Origin of the sequence: Archaeoglobus fulgidus DSM 4304 (assembly GCF_000008665.1) — an archaeon.
Lineage (GTDB): Archaea > Halobacteriota > Archaeoglobi > Archaeoglobales > Archaeoglobaceae > Archaeoglobus > Archaeoglobus fulgidus.
The window spans coordinates 1,386,114-1,401,596 of the sequence record NC_000917.1 but is presented as its reverse complement, the minus strand read 5'-3'; the positions used below and the strand labels follow the sequence as shown (position 1 = coordinate 1,401,596).

Here is a 15,483-nt window from a genome sequence, read left to right as displayed (position 1 = left end):
CCTAATCGCAAACTATCAACCCATCCTCCCCATCGTCTGTTCTCTCTTCTTTCTTGCCTTCGGGGATGATTACGTCGTGCTCACGTCTTTTGCTCTCCTTGGCTGGTTTTCTCTCTTCTTTCTCCTCCAAGTAAAGGGGTTCATTTTCAAAGACCATGGCTTTCTGAATTTTTTCCTCGATAATCTCCTTTCTCTCTACTTTGCTTTCGCCTTTTTCCTGAAGACCTTTTAGCTCCCCCTTAATGTAAGCAAGCTCGGTGATTATGCTCTCCATGGCCTTTCTCAGCTCAACGATTTTCGAATCGACTTCAGAAAGCCTTTGAATCTGGGAGTTCTGCAATAGCTTGTGGACCTCCCTCAAAACCTCCTCTTTGGCCTCCATCGCAATCTCTCTCTTTATTTTCTCAAGCTCCTCCCTGTTCATTCTTCTCAGCTCCACCAACTCTCTCTCCTTCTCGGCAAGCTTCCTTTCAAGCCTTTCTATCAGAATGTCTCTTTCCGACATTTTATAAAAGAAGTGGTTAAAGTCATTAATAAGCTTTTTCCTTGATTGTTACTCAGAGGTAATTTAGAACTATCCATTAGTTAAGGAGAAAAGCCAAGTTGAATTGTGAAAAACTATAGGTTATTAAAATTTTTTGAGCAAAATTGATGCTTCCCCTTTATATTCATTCAGGCTCACATGCTATTTTTTTGCGTGGATGCAGCTTAAACCTTAGAATTAAAAAGCCAGCGGAATGGTCGAAATTTCCGATTAACGCGACAGTTGCATTCAAAAAAGTCAACTTGAGACCTCCGTTGGCCTTCTGCACACGGGTGGCCAATTCAGCCAAGAACTCAAAACTTAAAAAGCCTTTTTCCACTTCTGTATCCCTCAAGGTCGATCAGAACAGCTCTGAATCCAATTTTCTTGAGCTTGTCCCTGACTTTTTCAGCGCAGTTCAGCAACTTCCTCAGCTCGTCACCAGCAACTTCTACAACTGCAACGCCATCGTAGTTTCTAACCCTCACCTGCTTAACTCCGGCAAGCTCAATAACTGCCTCTTCAGCCTCATCGACCATTTTCAGCTTTTCCTCATCTATTTCAATTCCGAAGGGGATTCTTGAAGCAAGGCAGGCCATGGAGGGCTTGTCGTGGAAGGAGTAGCCCATGCTTCGGGCAATTTCTCTGATTTCTTCTTTTGTTATTCCGAACTCCACCCATGGACTGTTAACTCCGTCAAGCTCTCTCACCGCCCTGTAGCCGGGTCTGTGGTCAGACAAATCGCTTGCATTCGTTCCCTCCAGAACGACTTCAATACCCCTCTTCTTCGCCTCTTCAACGAGAGCGCTCAGAACCCTTCTTTTGCAGTAGTAGCACCTGTTCTCGTCGTTTCTTCTGAAGTCTTCGTCCATTAAGTCAATTTTCAGAAACTCGTGTCTGACTCCTAGCTCTTCCGCTATTCGTTTTGCCTCCTCCATCTCTCTTCTCGGTGAAACGCTGGAGAGAACGGTTACAGCGAGAACCTCCACTCCAGCGTTAGAGCAGACTGCAGCGAGTGTCGAGCTGTCAACACCACCGCTAAAGGCGATTAGAACTTTTTCGAACTGTTGGATAAAGTGATTTAGATTTTCGAGCTTTTTTCCGGTCTCGGGTCTCATCAAGCCAATCAGGCTTTGCATGAATAAAAGCTATTCTGCAGTGGAAATAAGGGGCTGGGCGTTTGGTTTGCTAATTGTTTGAATTGGGCAGCCCCTCTGAAGGTTCGAGAGCAGGGCTTGTTTTTAAAAGCTGCTAAGCCCTTTGAATTCGGGTAAATGGCTAGGCTATTTTAGATTAGTTTTTTTTGAGGATTTCGCCTCTTCATGAAGCTCTTTTCGTAAATTCACGCTAAGAAAATTCACCTTACTAGGCTCTTTTGCCGCTAAACTCCGCTTCACTAATACTCTTGGCAGGAGTAAACAATTTCTTTGGTCTGGTGGAGCAAAAAACTCCAATCGGGCGAGAACATGTGGGAATTGGTGTGGGTGGTTTTGGAGAAGCGCGCAGGGGAATACAACCTCTCGGAACCTCGCTGCATCAGCTCGCATCAAGGCACAAAAAATTCTGTTCACTTCAACTCAAAAAAGAGCCAAAATACCAAGAAACCTCCGGCAAATCTTAAACAACCAATATTATTCTCAAGCTCCACATGAAATAAAGGGGTGGGGACTAGGAGGTGAGGTACTTGTATGCTGAGTAGGCTGCAACTGCCCCATCCCCGCAGGCTGTAACGACCTGCTTAAGCGGGTTGTCGCAACAATCACCAGCAGCAAAAACACCCTCAACGTTGGTTCTCTGCTCCTTGTCGACCTTAATGTAACCCATTGAGTCCCTCTCCACTCCAAGCTCAGCAACGACGTCGGTGGCGGGTCGCATGCCTATCGCGACAAAGATGCCATCAGCCTCGATTTCGAACTCCTCCTTTTTCTCCCTGTTGTATGCAACGACTTTCTCAACCTTCCCGGAGCCGATTATCTTCCTGATAGTGGTGCTGTAGTGGACCGGAATCCCCCTTTTCTCCACTTCTTCTACGAGAGCCTTTTCCGCTCTGAATGAAGGCGTTCTGGAGACGATCGTAACCTCGCAGCCTATGTCGTGCAGGTAAATTGCGTCTTCAATGGCCTCCTTCCCGCTGCCGTAGACAATCACCTTCTTGCCCCTGAAGAAGTTTCCGTCGCAGGTGGCGCAGTAGCTCACGCCCCTGCCGATAAAGGCGCTCTCCCCCTCAATTCCGGCCTCCTTGTGCTTTCCTCCAGTTGCAACTATAATCGCCTTAGCCTCGTACTCCCCTCCTTCCGCAATAACCGTGAAAGTTTCTCCGTTCCTCTCCACCCTTTCAACCTTCTCCAGCTTCCACTCCGCCCCAGCCTTTACCGCCTGCTCCTTCATTTTTTCAAGAAGCTCCATGCCGCTGCCCTCAAAGCCGGGGTAGTTCTCTATTTTTGCGGCGAGCGATAACTGTGATACCGGATCGACAGTTTCAAAGAATACAGTCTTCAGGCCGTATCTTGCTGAGTAAAGTGCAGCGGTTAATCCAGCAGGGCCCCCTCCAATTATTGCGACATCGTACATGCAACCCCTACTTCCCCATGGCTAATAACCTTTTGCCGGGTTTGGGGAGCGTGGGTCAAAACTGAGAACCCTGATGAACTTCGGAGGTACAAAGTCGACGGTGTAAACTTTGCCCTTTCTCCTCACCTCTATCCCATCTTGCATCAAGCCCTTTGCATCAATTTCAAGGAGAACAGGATTGGATGAGTGCCTTTTCCCCACCTCAATGGCCTCTTGCGGGGAGGAGCACATGTGCACCTCCCTCCTCCTCATCGGAAGAAGCCCGGTTTTGAGGATTGAGTTGAGGTTTTCCGGGGATGTAGCGTGGTAGAGCTTTTCGGGAATCTCTCCACCCTCGCTCCAGTCCGTTCTGACTTCAACGCTGTGCCCGTATTTCGCCCTTATCCTACCATTTTTCAGCTCAAACCTTCCCTTAGGGTCGAACTTAACTATCAGCTCAACGTGCTTCCTCCCAACACCGTAACGCTCACTCAGGATTTTTAACACATCCCTCAACTCAGCCCAACCATCCTCGTCCAGCCTCACTCCAAAATCTCTGCCGAAGTGCCTCAGCAAACCGCTCAAAAACTTGCTTACCTTCTTTCTATCCTCCGACTTCAAAAGAACCTCTCCCTTGCCGCATTCACAGCTACCCTCGAACTCTCCACACCTTTTGCATATTCCGAGGTCCACAGATAGATTGGGTCAAAGTTTTTTAAAAGTGGTTTGGTTTAGATGTATGCGATATGGAGAGGCGGCGATAGTTCTGTCGGCAGTTCTTATGGGAACTGTTTCGGTCTTCGTCAGGAACGTTGGGGGAGATACGCTCTCCGTAACCTTTCTCAGGCTTTTCTTCGGATTTCTCGCAGTTCTGCCTTTCTGCCTGAGAGATGTCGGCAGACCAGACCGAACGTTACTGGGACTCGCTGTTTTTAACTTCCTAACTGTTGCATCCTACATAGCGGCTATACAGAGCACAGAGGTTGCGATGGCTGCCCTCCTCCTTTACATGGCACCCGTTTATGTAATCCCCCTCTCCGTATTGATGGGCGAGAGGGTGGAGGTAAAAACTCTACTCGCCCTCCCTCTGGGACTCATTGGGCTTTACCTCATGCTCACACCGTATGCAGAGCTAACTTTCGGCATCATTTTCGGAATAGTCTCAGGTTTAAGCTATGCCATCGTCTTTGTTCTGTCGAAGGAGGCGAGAAAAAAGCACTCTCCCTGGAGAATCACCTTCTACAATTTGGGTTTAGGCTCCGCTGCACTACTCCCTTATTTTTTGATGTTTGGGAGGGTAGGCAGTTGGCTGTGGGCGATTGGGCTTGGTGTTGTGCCAACGGCAGTTCCCTTTGTCCTGTTTTCTTACGGAATGAAGTACGTTAAGGTTCAGAGGGCCCCGATTCTCGCTCTCATTGAGCCCCTTTGCGCCGGCCTCGTTGGATACTTTTATTTTGGGGAAACACTTACCTTAACCCAGCTAATTGGAGGAGCGATGATTCTGGCTGGAGTTCTGATTGCCTGGAGGGAGTGAGTGGATTTTGAGAGTGATAAAAAATCTCGAAAATGTTATAAGTTCAACACCATGAAAGAACCTGAGTGATTGATACCTGGGAAGAATACAGGATTTTTGAGGACAGCTTGAAGAAGTTTGTGGAATCGGTAGAGGCTACTCCAAAAATAAAGAAGGGTCTTGCCTACGCTATAACCGCAGGCGGGAAAAGAAGCAGGCCTGTTATAGTCCTTCTCTCCGCCAAGCTGTGTGGCGGCGATTATGCTGATGTAATGAACCTTGCGCTCTCAGTTGAGCTAATTCACACCGCAAGCTTGGTTCATGACGATGTTATCGATAAGGCTGAAAAGCGAAGAAAGAGGGAAGCCTTGCACAAAAAGTACGACATCTCTCTGGCAATAGTCCTCGGGGACTGGCTGATTTCCAAGTCGGTGGAGCTGACTTCAAAATACGGGGAGGAGATTATCAGGGACTTCTCGAACGTTGGAATGATGATGTCTGAGGGCGAGGTTCTTGACATCTACAGCATCAAGGAAAATTTTACCGAAAAGGACTACTTTGAGTGCATAGAAAAGAAGACCGCTGCTTTGTTTGCCTACTCCGCAAAGAGCGCTTGTAAAATCGTTTGCGAAGACCGCATTGCCGCGGATAAACTCTTCGACTACGGCCTGAATCTCGGAATTGCTTACCAAATCGTGGATGACCTGCTCGAGTATCTCAGACTTCTGGATGACAAGCACTCGGTGTTTGAATCGAGAACGCTTCCGCAGATTTACGAGGAAAAGTACGGGAAGGAGGAGGGTGTTAACAAGGTCATGGAGAAGATAAGTACCTTCGTTGAGAGGAGCTTAAGCTCTCTGGAATATTTTGATGAAAGTCCGGAGAAGGAGAAGCTTAGAAAAATCGTCGATTTCATGACCTACGATATGATAAGAAATAAAGCCGAAAAGAAGGCTATTTTCTGAGCTTTCTGAACAGCTTCTCGTTATTTTCCAGCACCGACTTCCACTCCTTTACTCCGGCACCCTTTAAAATCCTCTCAGCGGTGGAGTCATTGATTATGTCCGAGGGGGAGTGCATGTCCGTGTTTATGACAAGCTCAAAGCCGTACTTCTCTGCAAGCCTCGCAACTCTCCCGTTGCCGAGGCAGTGCCCCCTTCTGGCTGAAATCTCAACGTAAATTCCGTTTTCTCTGGCCAGCTCAGCCTCCTCTTCGCTCATTATGCCCGGATGGGCCAAGATTGTTATTTCCTCACTCAGTGCAGCGAGATTGGTGCCCTCCTTTACCGGCTCGGCTACGGTTTCGCCATGAACGACAACAATTTCCGCTCCTTCCTTCCAAGCAAGCTCCACGGCTTTGCCGATGAGACTGGGAGGAACGTGAGTGATTTCAACGCCAACAAGAAACTTGGCCTCGTAGCTTTCCATGTGCTCCTTTATTCTGGTCAGCTTTGCCAGAATATCCTGAATGTTGGTGAAGTCCGCGTGGTCGGTAATGGCAAAGCCTTTGTTGCCCGCAGCGTACATCCTCCTTGCAATTTCTGAGGGGATCAGTTCTCCGTCGCTGAAAACGGAGTGGACGTGCAAATCGAACATGCAAAAATGTTAAATAAGGAGCTATTAAGCTTTTACTGTGAAGGGCTTGAGAAGACTCGTGCTCGACGTGTTAAAGCCCCACGAGCCGAAAACCATAGTTTTTGCTTTAAAGCTAAGCGAGCTTGAGAATGTCGATGGTGTGAACATCCACCTTTCAGAAATTGATCAGGCCACGGAGAACATAAAAATCACTATTCTCGGCAACAACCTCGACTACGAGCAGATTAAGGGTGTGATTGAGGACCTTGGTGGTGTTATTCACAGCGTGGATGAGGTTGTTGCTGGTAAGATTATAGTTGAGTCCGTTAAGACGGAGCAGGATTAACCTATAACCTTTTTAGCCTCTGCAATCACTTCTCTTGCTTTTTTAGCGCTCAACCCAATCTCCCTCAGCTTCTCCTCTCCCGCACTGACAACATCCCTGCAGAAAACCAGTCCCGCCCTTACAAGCTCATCTAAAACCTCCTTGTCGATTCTCAGAATTGTAATGGGATACAGCCCCTTGGACTCCAGCAGAACCTCAATTCCCTCCTTCTCAGGATAGCTCCAGCCAGTCAGCTTTATCCCCACGCAGCCTGCATACTTCTTTGCCTCCTCCGAGAACTTTGTGTTGGTGAAAATCCATGGCTGGGTGAAGCCATGCTTCTCGACATCAAGAAATCGGGCGTAGGTGTACATGGCCTCCTTTAAGCCAGTGTAAACGGGAATGTTGTGGAACTTGCACTCAATCATATACCTCTCTCCATCTCTCTCAGCAACAACGTCAATCTCCTGCTCAACGCAGTTGCCCTGAACTATGACGTTTGTTTTCGTCTCAAAGCCATGCTCTTCCAGCAACCTCGCCACGAACTTCTCAAAGCCGAAGCCAGATGGACCGAGGCGGATGAGGGAGCGCTTTAGGTCGTACCTCTGTGCCTTGGAATACTTGTGCTTGAAAAGAAGCTCGATGACGAGCTCAAGAACTTCGTCAGTAGTTATCCCATCGTATATCCTCTTTTCAACTCCTCTGCAACCTTTTCAGCGATTTTTTTGCTCGCTCCCGCCCTCAAGCACGTTCTGACTATCTTCGCCCTGCTGAACTCCTCAAGCCTGCCGTCTCTCTTCCTTACCCTCAACATTGGCTCTCAACTCGTTGGCAAACCACACCACACGCTGCGGGAAAGGTATCTCGATTCCGTTCTTCTCAAGCTCAGTCTTTATCTTCCAGAGAAGCTCCATCTTCACGTTGTACCACTCCGTCGAGGGAGCCCAGATTCTCACGACGATGTTCACACTGCTATCCCCAAGATTGTCAACGAAAACCACGGGCTCGGGATTTTTCAGGGCGAAGGGGTGCTCCTCAATAATTCTTTTTATTATCTCGATGGCTTTCTCAGCATCATCGCTGTACCTAATGCCCACAACGTACTCAAACCTCCTTGCGATGTGGGCGACGTAGTTGGTTATGTTGGACGTGAAGACCTTCTCGTTTGGGATTCTGACGTACAAACCATCGTAGGTTCTTATAATGGTTGATAGGATGTTAACATCCTCGACGAAGCCCGCCACACCGTCAATGTTAACCTGATCTCCAATTTTTATCGGTTTCTCCGAGATCAGGAAGATTCCCGAAACGAGGTTTGCAACGACGCTCTGGCTGGCAAAACCTAGAACAATTCCGGTAATTCCACCGGCAACCAGTAAACCTGAAAGGTCAAGGCCCAGAGCCGGCAAAACTGCGATGAAGGCAACGATGATTATTCCGAAGTAGATAACCTTGAGCATCAGCTCAAGCTGGTCCCTCTTCATTTTGTCAATCAGAGCCCTCCTTAGGTTGGTTGTTATGAGCTTTGCAATTATTGTGGCAAGGGCCATGACGACAATAACGACGATAATGTCGTAAACCGTGACGTCTCCATACAGCTTGTAATTCAGCACGTCAATCATAATCCCCACTCCATAACGAATTTTAAAGAAGTTACAGCGATTCTTCTGGCAGTGTAAAGCTCAAGAGCCTTCTTCATTTTCTCCCTCAGGGGCTGCTCGATGAACCTCGTTTCAGCAACCTTGGGTGAGACTATGTTGACGGAGGCTGAGGAGCAAACCATCTCTTCGTTGTAGTATATCTTCATCCCGTAAACGTCGAAGACTGCATTGCTGACCTCAACCCACTCATCGTCGCTGTTGACGATTCTGAGCTTTATAACTCCCTCTCTGTATTTGTCAACCTGCGGGATTTCGGAGTAAAGCTCACTCTCCCAGTACCTGCAAATGATTCCAGCCCTTGGATTTCCGTAGAGGGTGTATTTCGGCTTCTGAAGCGAGAAGACGTCAACAAGCCCTACATTCTTCTTTGCTGCAATGAAGACCGCAATTTCAACCGGAAAGGTGGCGTAAACCTCCACAGCGGATTTAGGCTCTGCGAGAAAGGGTTTGCTGAACTTGATTTGGAGAAAGTTGGTAATTTCCTTCGGCAGGTTAACGGGCTCGACGGGATTGACGATTATTCTTCCAGTCTCAACCGATAGATTCTTTTCTTTCCTTTCACCATTTTCCCTAACATAGCTGTAAAAAGGGCCAATTCTTTCCGTTTTTATTTTGTATTCGCCTATCTCCGCCTGAAAGTCCTCAACATCGTGATACCCAAACACATCTTTTTTCTGCTTCTTTGGGATAAAAGCTTTTGTATCTTTTAGAATAGAGCTAAGCCGAGTAAAGGTTTAGGATGAAACTATAACGAGGGATTACCTCCACTCTACGTTTTCGAGGTAAGCCTCTCCGCGTGGAGTAAGGTAATAGTACTTTTTCCCGTTCTCCACCCTCGACTCGACGAACAGGGCTTCTTCAAGCAGGTCCAAGTGCATTCTGGCCTGCGCCTCGGATAAGTTGAACTTCTCTGCGATTTCCTCAAAGCTCCTTTTCCCGTAACCGATGAACTTGATTATCTCCCTTCGCACTCTGTGCTGCAAAGCTCTGAGTCCGATTCTGTGGTCTTCTGTGGGGTCTCGAAGCTTTCCATCCCTCTTGAGCTTTTCAAGCCACTCCTTCTTCCTCTTCTGCAGGTCACTGGCCATGATAATACTATTTTCTGAAGAAATATTAATTTTTTCGTGCAAATTCCAAGTAGTGTAACGCATCACCTGAACTCAAGCCTCCTCAGCACCTCTACAGCATAATAGCTGTCTTCAAGTGTGGAGATTCCACCATGAATGCTCCTCCGGAACCCTCCATTGGCGTTTTGCAGTGAGGCAATGAATTCAGCAGTTCTGGGATTTGAATATCGCTGACTTAGGAGCGAGAGTGTTGAGGTGGCGTAGTAAGTGTCCTCCAAGTAGGGTGGGTAGCCTCCCGGTTGTTTGGCAAACCCCCCGTTGGATTCAAAGCTTTTTACGAAGCTGATGACTGCCTTATCTCTTAGAATGTATGAGGCGTAGAAAGTTTCCTCCAGATTTGGTTTTTTAACGCCGTATCCCACACCAAACTCAGTCTCCCGCCTGTATCGTCTGACAAGCATCTTTGTTTCCTCTGGTACATCCCTGTTGTAGAGGTGGAGAAGGGTTGAAATCATGTAGGCATCCCTCAGTGCATTCGGCTGCAGGAAGGTGTAGGTTGCAGTCACTCCTCCATCGGATAGAAGGTACTTCCTCTCCGCTTTCAAGCCCTCAAGCCTTTTCAGGAGAAAGCTAGAGTAGTCTGGAAGGTCCTCTCCAAGTAGATTTAGCGAGTGCAGCGTGTAAAAAAGGGAGTTAATCTCTGTCTGAATCCTTGATTTCAGAAATTCTACTACTTTCTCTCTTCTTGGAACATCCTCCCCGATGGATGTGAGTATGCTGACAGCGTAGAAGGTCTCCGCAAGGGTTGATGGGAGGGGTTTGCAGAAGGCAAAGCCACCATCCTCGTTCTGCCTATGCCTCACGAAGTCTGAGAGCCTCTTAAGGTCGATTGCGTCCACACTCTCACCTCTCTGAGAACAGGCGTCATCAGCCTTAGCGGCGGTTGAAGGTGGACGCCATCACCCATACCGATTCAATTAGCCCGGTATTTAAACGGAATCCTTATAAATCGAGAACCGATATCGAAAATCGATATGATAACGAGGAAGCTCATTCTTGGCTTTGCGAGGGTGCACATTCTTTACCATGCCTCAAAGGAGGAAATTTACGGCAGCTGGATGATTGAAGAGCTTGGCAGGCACGGATACTCCATCAGCCCCGGCACACTTTATCCAATTCTCCATGAGATGGAGAGGGAAGGGTTGCTGAGGTCGAGGAAGGTTGTGGTTGATGGTAGAGTTAGAAAGATGTACAGAATAACGGAAAAGGGGTGGAAATTGCTTGATGATGCAAGAGAGAAGGTTAAGGAGCTGTTTGAAGAAATTATGGAGGAGAGGTGAATGAACAGGGCGATGAAGTTCATTCTCCTGATGGGGTTGGTTAGCCTTTTCGGAGATATAACCTACGAGGGGGCGAGGAGCATAGTTGGGCCCTATCTCGCCACCTTTGGCTTGACTGCTGCAGCTATAGGCCTCATTACAGGCTTTGGGGAATTTGCAGGCTACGGGTTGAGATTGCTTTCAGGCTACATCGCAGACAGGACGGGGAATTACTGGCTTCTGACATTTCTTGGATACTCTCTCATTCTCGCCATTCCTTTGCTGGCCTTTGCAAACTACTGGTGGATTGCTGCATTGCTGATAGTTGCAGAGAGGCTGGGAAAGGCAATAAGAACGCCTGCGAGGGATGCGATGCTTTCCTTCGCCACAAAGCAGGTTGGAAGGGGGACAGGATTTGGCATCCATGAGGCGATGGATCAGGTTGGAGCGGTGATTGGGCCGCTGATAGTTTTCTCAGCTCTGGCTGGCTACACCTTTAAGGAGGCTTTCATTGCCCTTTTTTTACCAGCATTGCTCGTGATACTGTTCCTTTTCGCAACATGGAAGCTTTACCCCACACCACAGAGATTTGAGATTGAAGAGCAGGAGAGCAGAGTTGAGGGGAGCTTCTGGCTCTACTCCCTATTCGTTTTCCTGAGTGTAGCGGGATTTCTCAGCTTTCCTCTCCTTTCCTACCATCTGGCAGGATATGTTGATTTAAAACTCATCCCTCTCCTCTACGCCCTTGCCATGGGGATTGATGCCATCTCTGCCCTAATCTCAGGCAGATGCTACGACAGAATTGGCCTGAAAACGCTGATGCTGGTTCCTTTGCTTACACCTCTGATTCTTCTCGCCCTCCATCCCTCGATTATTGGGGTTCTGGTGGGAGTTGCTGCATGGGGAGCTGTTATGGGAATGCATGAAGCGATAACGAGGGCTGCTGTGGCTGATTTAACGGGTGTCAAAAAGAGGAGCACAGCCTACGGCGTCTTCAACACCGTCTTTGGAGTGGCAATGCTTGCTGGAGGGGCAGTGCTGGGCTATCTTTACGATATCTCTGCAGCTTTGCTTGTTGGATTCGTTCTGGTGGTAGAGGTTGCCGCTTTTGCAACACTCTTAATGTTGGGGAGAACATAAGTTACTATTTAAATTTTTTGGAAAAGAAATTCCGAAAATTTTTTATATTGAAAAATTGAGAATGTTAAATCGAACTTAAAAGGTGGTTGGATGTGCAGGCAGAATGGCGGAAGTCCTTTTGGTTTCGTTGAAAATGGGGTGGTATGATGCGCCTTCACGAGCATCAGGCAAAGCAGATATTTGCAAAGCACGGAATTAGGGTTCCGCGGGGCGAGGTTGCTACATCACCTGAAGAGGCGGAGAAAATTGCGGAAAAACTTGGAGGCAGGGTTGTGGTTAAGGCCCAGATTTTGGTTGGTGGAAGGGGCAAGGCGGGGGGTGTTAAGAAGGCAAACAGCCCGGAAGAGGCAAAGGAAGTGGCAAAGAAGATTCTCGGCATGACCATCAAAGGGCACAGGGTTGAGAAAGTGCTTGTGGAGGAGCAGCTCAATATGAGAAAGGAGTACTACGTGGGCTACGTCGTTGACAAGTCGAGCAGGCTCCCCACAGTGATTTTCAGTCGGATGGGAGGTATGGATGTGGAGGAAATAGCTGCGAAGCACCCCGATGCAATACACAGGATTTACTTCGACCCCCTTTGGGGGCTGAAGGATTACGAGGTTCGCAAGGCTCTGTTCAGAGCCGGCTTTGAAGGAGAGGAGTTCAAGCAGATGTTTGACATAATCAAAAAACTTGTCGATATCGCATTTGCCTACGAAGCTGAGCTGACGGAGATAAACCCCCTTGCGGTGACGGATGAGGGATTTTTGGCTGCCGACGCCCGATTGAACACCGATGACAACGCCCTCTACCGCCATCCGGAGCTTGCAGAACTGAGGGAGGCAACGGAGGAGGACCCGCTTGAGAGGGAGGCGAGGCTGAAAGGAATCAACTACGTCCACCTTGGCGGGAATGTGGGGGTAATTGCAAACGGTGCGGGCCTTGCAATGGCCACAATGGACATAATCAACCTGATGGGAGGAAAGCCGGCGAACTTCCTTGATACCGGAGGAGGCCTGGCTGACCCGGTTAAAATGAAAAATTGCCTCCTTCACGTTCTCAAGGACCCGAATGTGAGGGTTGTTTTCATAAACATCTACGCAGAGATAACGAGGTGTGAAAAGGTTGCTGAAGGAATCATTCTGGCACTGGACGAAGCTCCGAGAAAGGTTCCGCTTGTCGTAAAGCTTGCGGGCACAAATGAGGAAATCGGGAGGGAAATGCTTGAGAGGTACAGTTCGGAGAAGGGGGCGGAAATCCACTTCGTGGAGTCTATTGAAGAGGGAGCCAGAAAGGCTGTTGAGCTTGCGGGGTGATGGATGTGGCGATTCTTGTTGATGAAAACACCCGTGTTATTGTGCAGGGAATAACCGGATTTCAGGGAAGTTTCCAGGCAAAGAGAATGCTCGATTACGGAACCAAAGTTGTAGGAGGGGTGACACCCGGAAAGGGCGGTAGTGAAGTGCACGGAATACCCGTTTACAATACTGTGGAGGAGGCAGTAGCAGAAACAAATGCAGACACATCGATAATTTACGTTCCCGCACGCTTTGCAACCGACGCCATTTTTGAGGCCTTCGACGCAGGGCTGAGGCTTGTTGTGTGCGTTACTGAGGGCATACCTCTCTACGACGAGATGCTCATTCACAGGAAGCTCAGGGAAGTGAAATCCATGCTCCTTGGCCCTAACTGCCCCGGTGTTATAAGTCCGGGGAGGTCCAAGGTAGGTCTTCTGCCCGACAGAAGCTTTACACAGGGCAATCTCGGTGTAGTTTCGAGAAGCGGAACTCTTACCTATCAAATCTGCGAGAATCTTACAAAGGCAGGGATTGGCCAGTCCACAGTTGTGGGGATTGGGGGCGACCCGATGCCTGGATTGACCTTTGTTGACGTTCTCAAAATGTTTGAGGAGGACGAAGAGACCAAAGCTGTTCTGCTGGTTGGTGAAATAGGTGGAACAGCCGAGGAAAAGGCTGCGGAGTTCATAAAGCAAATGTCAAAGCCTGTCGTGGCATTCATTGCCGGAAGGACGGCACCACCGGGGAAGAGAATGGGGCATGCCGGCGCAATAATCGAGGGGAGTACGGGGACTGCAGAGGCGAAAATGGCTGCACTACGCGATGCAGGGGCGAGGGTTGCGGAAACTTTGCTGGATGTGGTGAAGGAGGTCAGAAGAGTGCTGGAGTGAGCTGTTTTAAGCTTTGTTCTCTTTTATTTATTTGATTGTTGAGATTATGGGGTAGCTGAAATTTTGGTTTGTTTTGTTTGATTGCAGATTTGCACTTTAGAAACTTTTTTAAATTATAATTCTAAAAATTAATACGGCAAAAATGGGGGTGGAATTATGGAGGATGGGCGGTACAGCGCCCTGGAGAGAATGGGAGCAAGACTGTGCGCAAGCGTGGAGAAATGGATGCCGGACCCATTAATCTTTGCTCTGCTTCTGACTTTGGTGACTTATCTGTTGGTAATAGTGGTGATGAAGCCGTACACAGTGATGGATGCGGGAACGATGGTTAAGTGGCTCCTCGTGGATGTTTGGTACAAAGGCTTCTGGGGTCTCCTGTCCTTCGCCATGCAAATGTGTTTGATTCTTGTTACCGGTTATGCAATAGCCTATCATCCAATCGTTTACAGGATTTTGAAAAAGATAGCGACACTCCCTTCAGATACTAAATCGGCTGCAGCTCTTACGGCACTTATTGCAATGATTGCAGCTTGGATAAACTGGGGACTTGGACTTATAGTTGGGGCCATTTTGGCCAGAACAATTGGAATTGAATTCTACAGAACAGGAAAGCCATTGCACTATCCGGCTGTAGTAGCAGCCGGTTATGCCGGTTTAGGACTTACTTGGCATTGGGGTTTATCGGCTTCTGCACCATTATTGATTAACACGCCAAATCACTTTCTAAAGGATGTTTTCGTGGAGTTGTTCGGCAGGGAGACAGTTCCGCTGAACGAGACCATCTTTCATCCATATACTCTTATAAATCTGGCAATAATCATTTCTTTCGGGGTACTGGCTTATTACGCGCTTGCGCCTAACAGGGGTGAATTGAAAGGAATAGACAAAGTTGCACCACACATAATTGAGCTGGTGAAGAAAGAAAAGGAAGAGGAGCTGAAAGAAAAAAGTAAAGAGCGCGTAACGATTGCTGACAAGCTTGAGAACAGTAAAGTTCTCGCCCTACTAATAAGCATATTGGGGATTATCACGATGGGCTACTGGTTCTACGAGAAAGGCTTTTTCGGTGGACTAAACCTAAATTCGCTGAATTTTACGTTTATAATGGTTGGCCTTCTTCTCTACATGAATCCCATAGCTTACATGAGGGCTATCACCAGAGCGGCAGGAGCAGTAGCAGGAATACTGGTTCAGTTTCCGTTCTATGCGGGTATTATGGGAATGATGAGGTACAGTGCAGTTGTTGCAGGGGGACCAAATCTTGCAACTGTTATAGCCAACAGTATAGCGAGCGTTGCAACGCCGTTTACGTGGCCGGCAATATGTTTATACATTGCAGGGCTGATAAACATATTCATACCTTCTGGAGGTGGAGAATGGGCAGCAGTTGGAGAGATTTTAGCAAGAACGTCAGCTGCCCTGGGTGTGCCTATTGGAAAAACCGTAATTGCTTATGGTGTAGGGGACGCTTGGACAAACCTCTTCCAGCCATTCTGGGCGATTCCTCTCCTCGGACTTACGGGAACAAGGGCCAGAGATGTTTTTGGATACACGATCTCCGTGATGATATTGGCAACCATTCCGCTCTCGCTCGGTTTAGTTCTCGTTCCATATTGATCTAATTTTTTTTATATTGAGGAGGG

General features: G+C 48.1%; 19 protein-coding genes and 1 riboswitch. Of the genes, 8 read left to right on the top strand and 11 right to left on the bottom strand.

The genetic code is table 11. From position 1 onward, the window contains the following. Position 1: 1 nt before the first annotated feature. From AF_RS07845 to AF_RS07830, 4 genes are all read right to left on the bottom strand, one after another. Positions 2–505, bottom strand: a complete 504-nt coding sequence (locus AF_RS07845) for a hypothetical protein (protein ID WP_010879054.1) — start codon at positions 503–505, stop codon at positions 2–4. 332 nt (positions 506–837) lie between these two features. After that, positions 838–1,641 carry an ATP-dependent sacrificial sulfur transferase LarE gene (larE, locus tag AF_RS07840; RefSeq protein ID WP_048064410.1) on the bottom strand — a complete coding sequence of 268 codons (804 nt, stop codon included), beginning with the start codon at positions 1,639–1,641 and terminating at the stop codon, positions 838–840. A gap of 550 nt (positions 1,642–2,191) precedes the next feature. Next, positions 2,192–3,094 carry a thioredoxin-disulfide reductase gene (gene trxB / locus AF_RS07835; protein ID WP_010879051.1) on the bottom strand — a complete coding sequence of 301 codons (903 nt, stop codon included), beginning with the start codon at positions 3,092–3,094 and terminating at the stop codon, positions 2,192–2,194. A gap of 21 nt (positions 3,095–3,115) precedes the next feature. Then, the gene (locus AF_RS07830) at positions 3,116–3,766 is read right to left on the bottom strand and encodes an RNA 2'-phosphotransferase (RefSeq protein ID WP_010879050.1); all 651 of its coding nucleotides are present in this window, start codon (positions 3,764–3,766) and stop codon (positions 3,116–3,118) included. Positions 3,767–3,812: 46 nt separating this feature from the next. Between AF_RS07830 and AF_RS07825 the strand changes: the two genes are divergently transcribed. Continuing rightward, positions 3,813–4,607 (top strand): carboxylate/amino acid/amine transporter, encoded by a 795-nt coding sequence (locus tag AF_RS07825; RefSeq protein WP_048064409.1) that lies wholly within the window; start codon positions 3,813–3,815, stop codon positions 4,605–4,607. 65 nt (positions 4,608–4,672) lie between these two features. After that, positions 4,673–5,551: a polyprenyl synthetase family protein gene (locus AF_RS07820; RefSeq protein WP_010879048.1), complete on the top strand. Its 879-nt coding sequence runs from the start codon at positions 4,673–4,675 to the stop codon at positions 5,549–5,551. Here AF_RS07820 and AF_RS07815 read toward each other — a convergent pair. Continuing rightward, positions 5,541–6,182 carry a histidinol phosphate phosphatase domain-containing protein gene (locus AF_RS07815; RefSeq protein ID WP_010879047.1) on the bottom strand — a complete coding sequence of 214 codons (642 nt, stop codon included), beginning with the start codon at positions 6,180–6,182 and terminating at the stop codon, positions 5,541–5,543. The genes AF_RS07820 and AF_RS07815 overlap by 11 nt on opposite strands. Positions 6,183–6,219: 37 nt before the next feature. On the opposite strand from AF_RS07815, the gene AF_RS07810 reads away from it, so the two are divergent. Further along, a complete protein-coding gene (locus tag AF_RS07810) occupies positions 6,220–6,507 on the top strand; it encodes a DUF211 domain-containing protein (protein WP_010879046.1) in 288 nt (95 codons plus the stop codon). On the opposite strand, the gene AF_RS07805 is transcribed toward AF_RS07810, so the two are convergent. The 6 genes from AF_RS07805 to AF_RS07785 all read right to left on the bottom strand — a co-directional run bounded on the left by AF_RS07805 (position 6,504) and on the right by AF_RS07785 (position 10,113). Continuing rightward, a complete protein-coding gene (locus AF_RS07805) occupies positions 6,504–7,067 on the bottom strand; it encodes a restriction endonuclease (protein WP_257640116.1) in 564 nt (187 codons plus the stop codon). The two genes, AF_RS07810 and AF_RS07805, sit on opposite strands and share 4 nt — an antisense overlap. 89 nt (positions 7,068–7,156) lie before the next feature. Continuing rightward, a complete protein-coding gene (locus AF_RS12715) occupies positions 7,157–7,300 on the bottom strand; it encodes an ATP cone domain-containing protein (RefSeq protein WP_010879044.1) in 144 nt (47 codons plus the stop codon). Next, a complete protein-coding gene (locus tag AF_RS07800; protein ID WP_048064408.1) occupies positions 7,266–8,108 on the bottom strand; it encodes a mechanosensitive ion channel family protein in 843 nt (280 codons plus the stop codon). Before AF_RS07800 ends, AF_RS12715 begins: the two co-directional genes overlap by 35 nt. Continuing rightward, complete coding sequence (locus AF_RS07795) at positions 8,105–8,812, bottom strand: DUF432 domain-containing protein (RefSeq protein ID WP_010879042.1); 708 nt, start codon at positions 8,810–8,812, stop codon at positions 8,105–8,107. Before AF_RS07795 ends, AF_RS07800 begins: the two co-directional genes overlap by 4 nt. A gap of 93 nt (positions 8,813–8,905) precedes the next feature. Further along, positions 8,906–9,235 carry a winged helix-turn-helix domain-containing protein gene (locus tag AF_RS07790; protein WP_048064407.1) on the bottom strand — a complete coding sequence of 110 codons (330 nt, stop codon included), beginning with the start codon at positions 9,233–9,235 and terminating at the stop codon, positions 8,906–8,908. 62 nt (positions 9,236–9,297) lie between these two features. Continuing rightward, positions 9,298–10,113, bottom strand: coding sequence for a prenyltransferase/squalene oxidase repeat-containing protein (locus AF_RS07785; protein ID WP_010879040.1), 816 nt, complete (start codon positions 10,111–10,113; stop codon positions 9,298–9,300). Positions 10,114–10,125: 12 nt separating this feature from the next. Further along, positions 10,126–10,187: riboswitch (Fluoride riboswitch) on the bottom strand. Between the two features lie 61 nt (positions 10,188–10,248). Between AF_RS07785 and AF_RS07780 the strand changes: the two genes are divergently transcribed. The 5 genes from AF_RS07780 to AF_RS07760 all read left to right on the top strand — a co-directional run bounded on the left by AF_RS07780 (position 10,249) and on the right by AF_RS07760 (position 15,457). After that, a complete protein-coding gene (locus AF_RS07780) occupies positions 10,249–10,554 on the top strand; it encodes a PadR family transcriptional regulator (protein ID WP_010879039.1) in 306 nt (101 codons plus the stop codon). Further along, positions 10,555–11,673: an MFS transporter gene (locus AF_RS07775; protein WP_010879038.1), complete on the top strand. Its 1,119-nt coding sequence runs from the start codon at positions 10,555–10,557 to the stop codon at positions 11,671–11,673. 146 nt (positions 11,674–11,819) lie between these two features. Then, positions 11,820–12,968: an ADP-forming succinate--CoA ligase subunit beta gene (gene sucC / locus AF_RS07770; protein WP_048064709.1), complete on the top strand. Its 1,149-nt coding sequence runs from the start codon at positions 11,820–11,822 to the stop codon at positions 12,966–12,968. 5 nt (positions 12,969–12,973) lie between these two features. Continuing rightward, positions 12,974–13,840, top strand: a complete 867-nt coding sequence (gene sucD / locus AF_RS07765) for a succinate--CoA ligase subunit alpha (protein ID WP_048064708.1) — start codon at positions 12,974–12,976, stop codon at positions 13,838–13,840. A 156-nt stretch (positions 13,841–13,996) separates the two neighbouring features. Continuing rightward, positions 13,997–15,457 carry a TIGR00366 family protein gene (locus AF_RS07760; protein ID WP_010879035.1) on the top strand — a complete coding sequence of 487 codons (1,461 nt, stop codon included), beginning with the start codon at positions 13,997–13,999 and terminating at the stop codon, positions 15,455–15,457. Positions 15,458–15,483 lie beyond the last annotated feature (26 nt).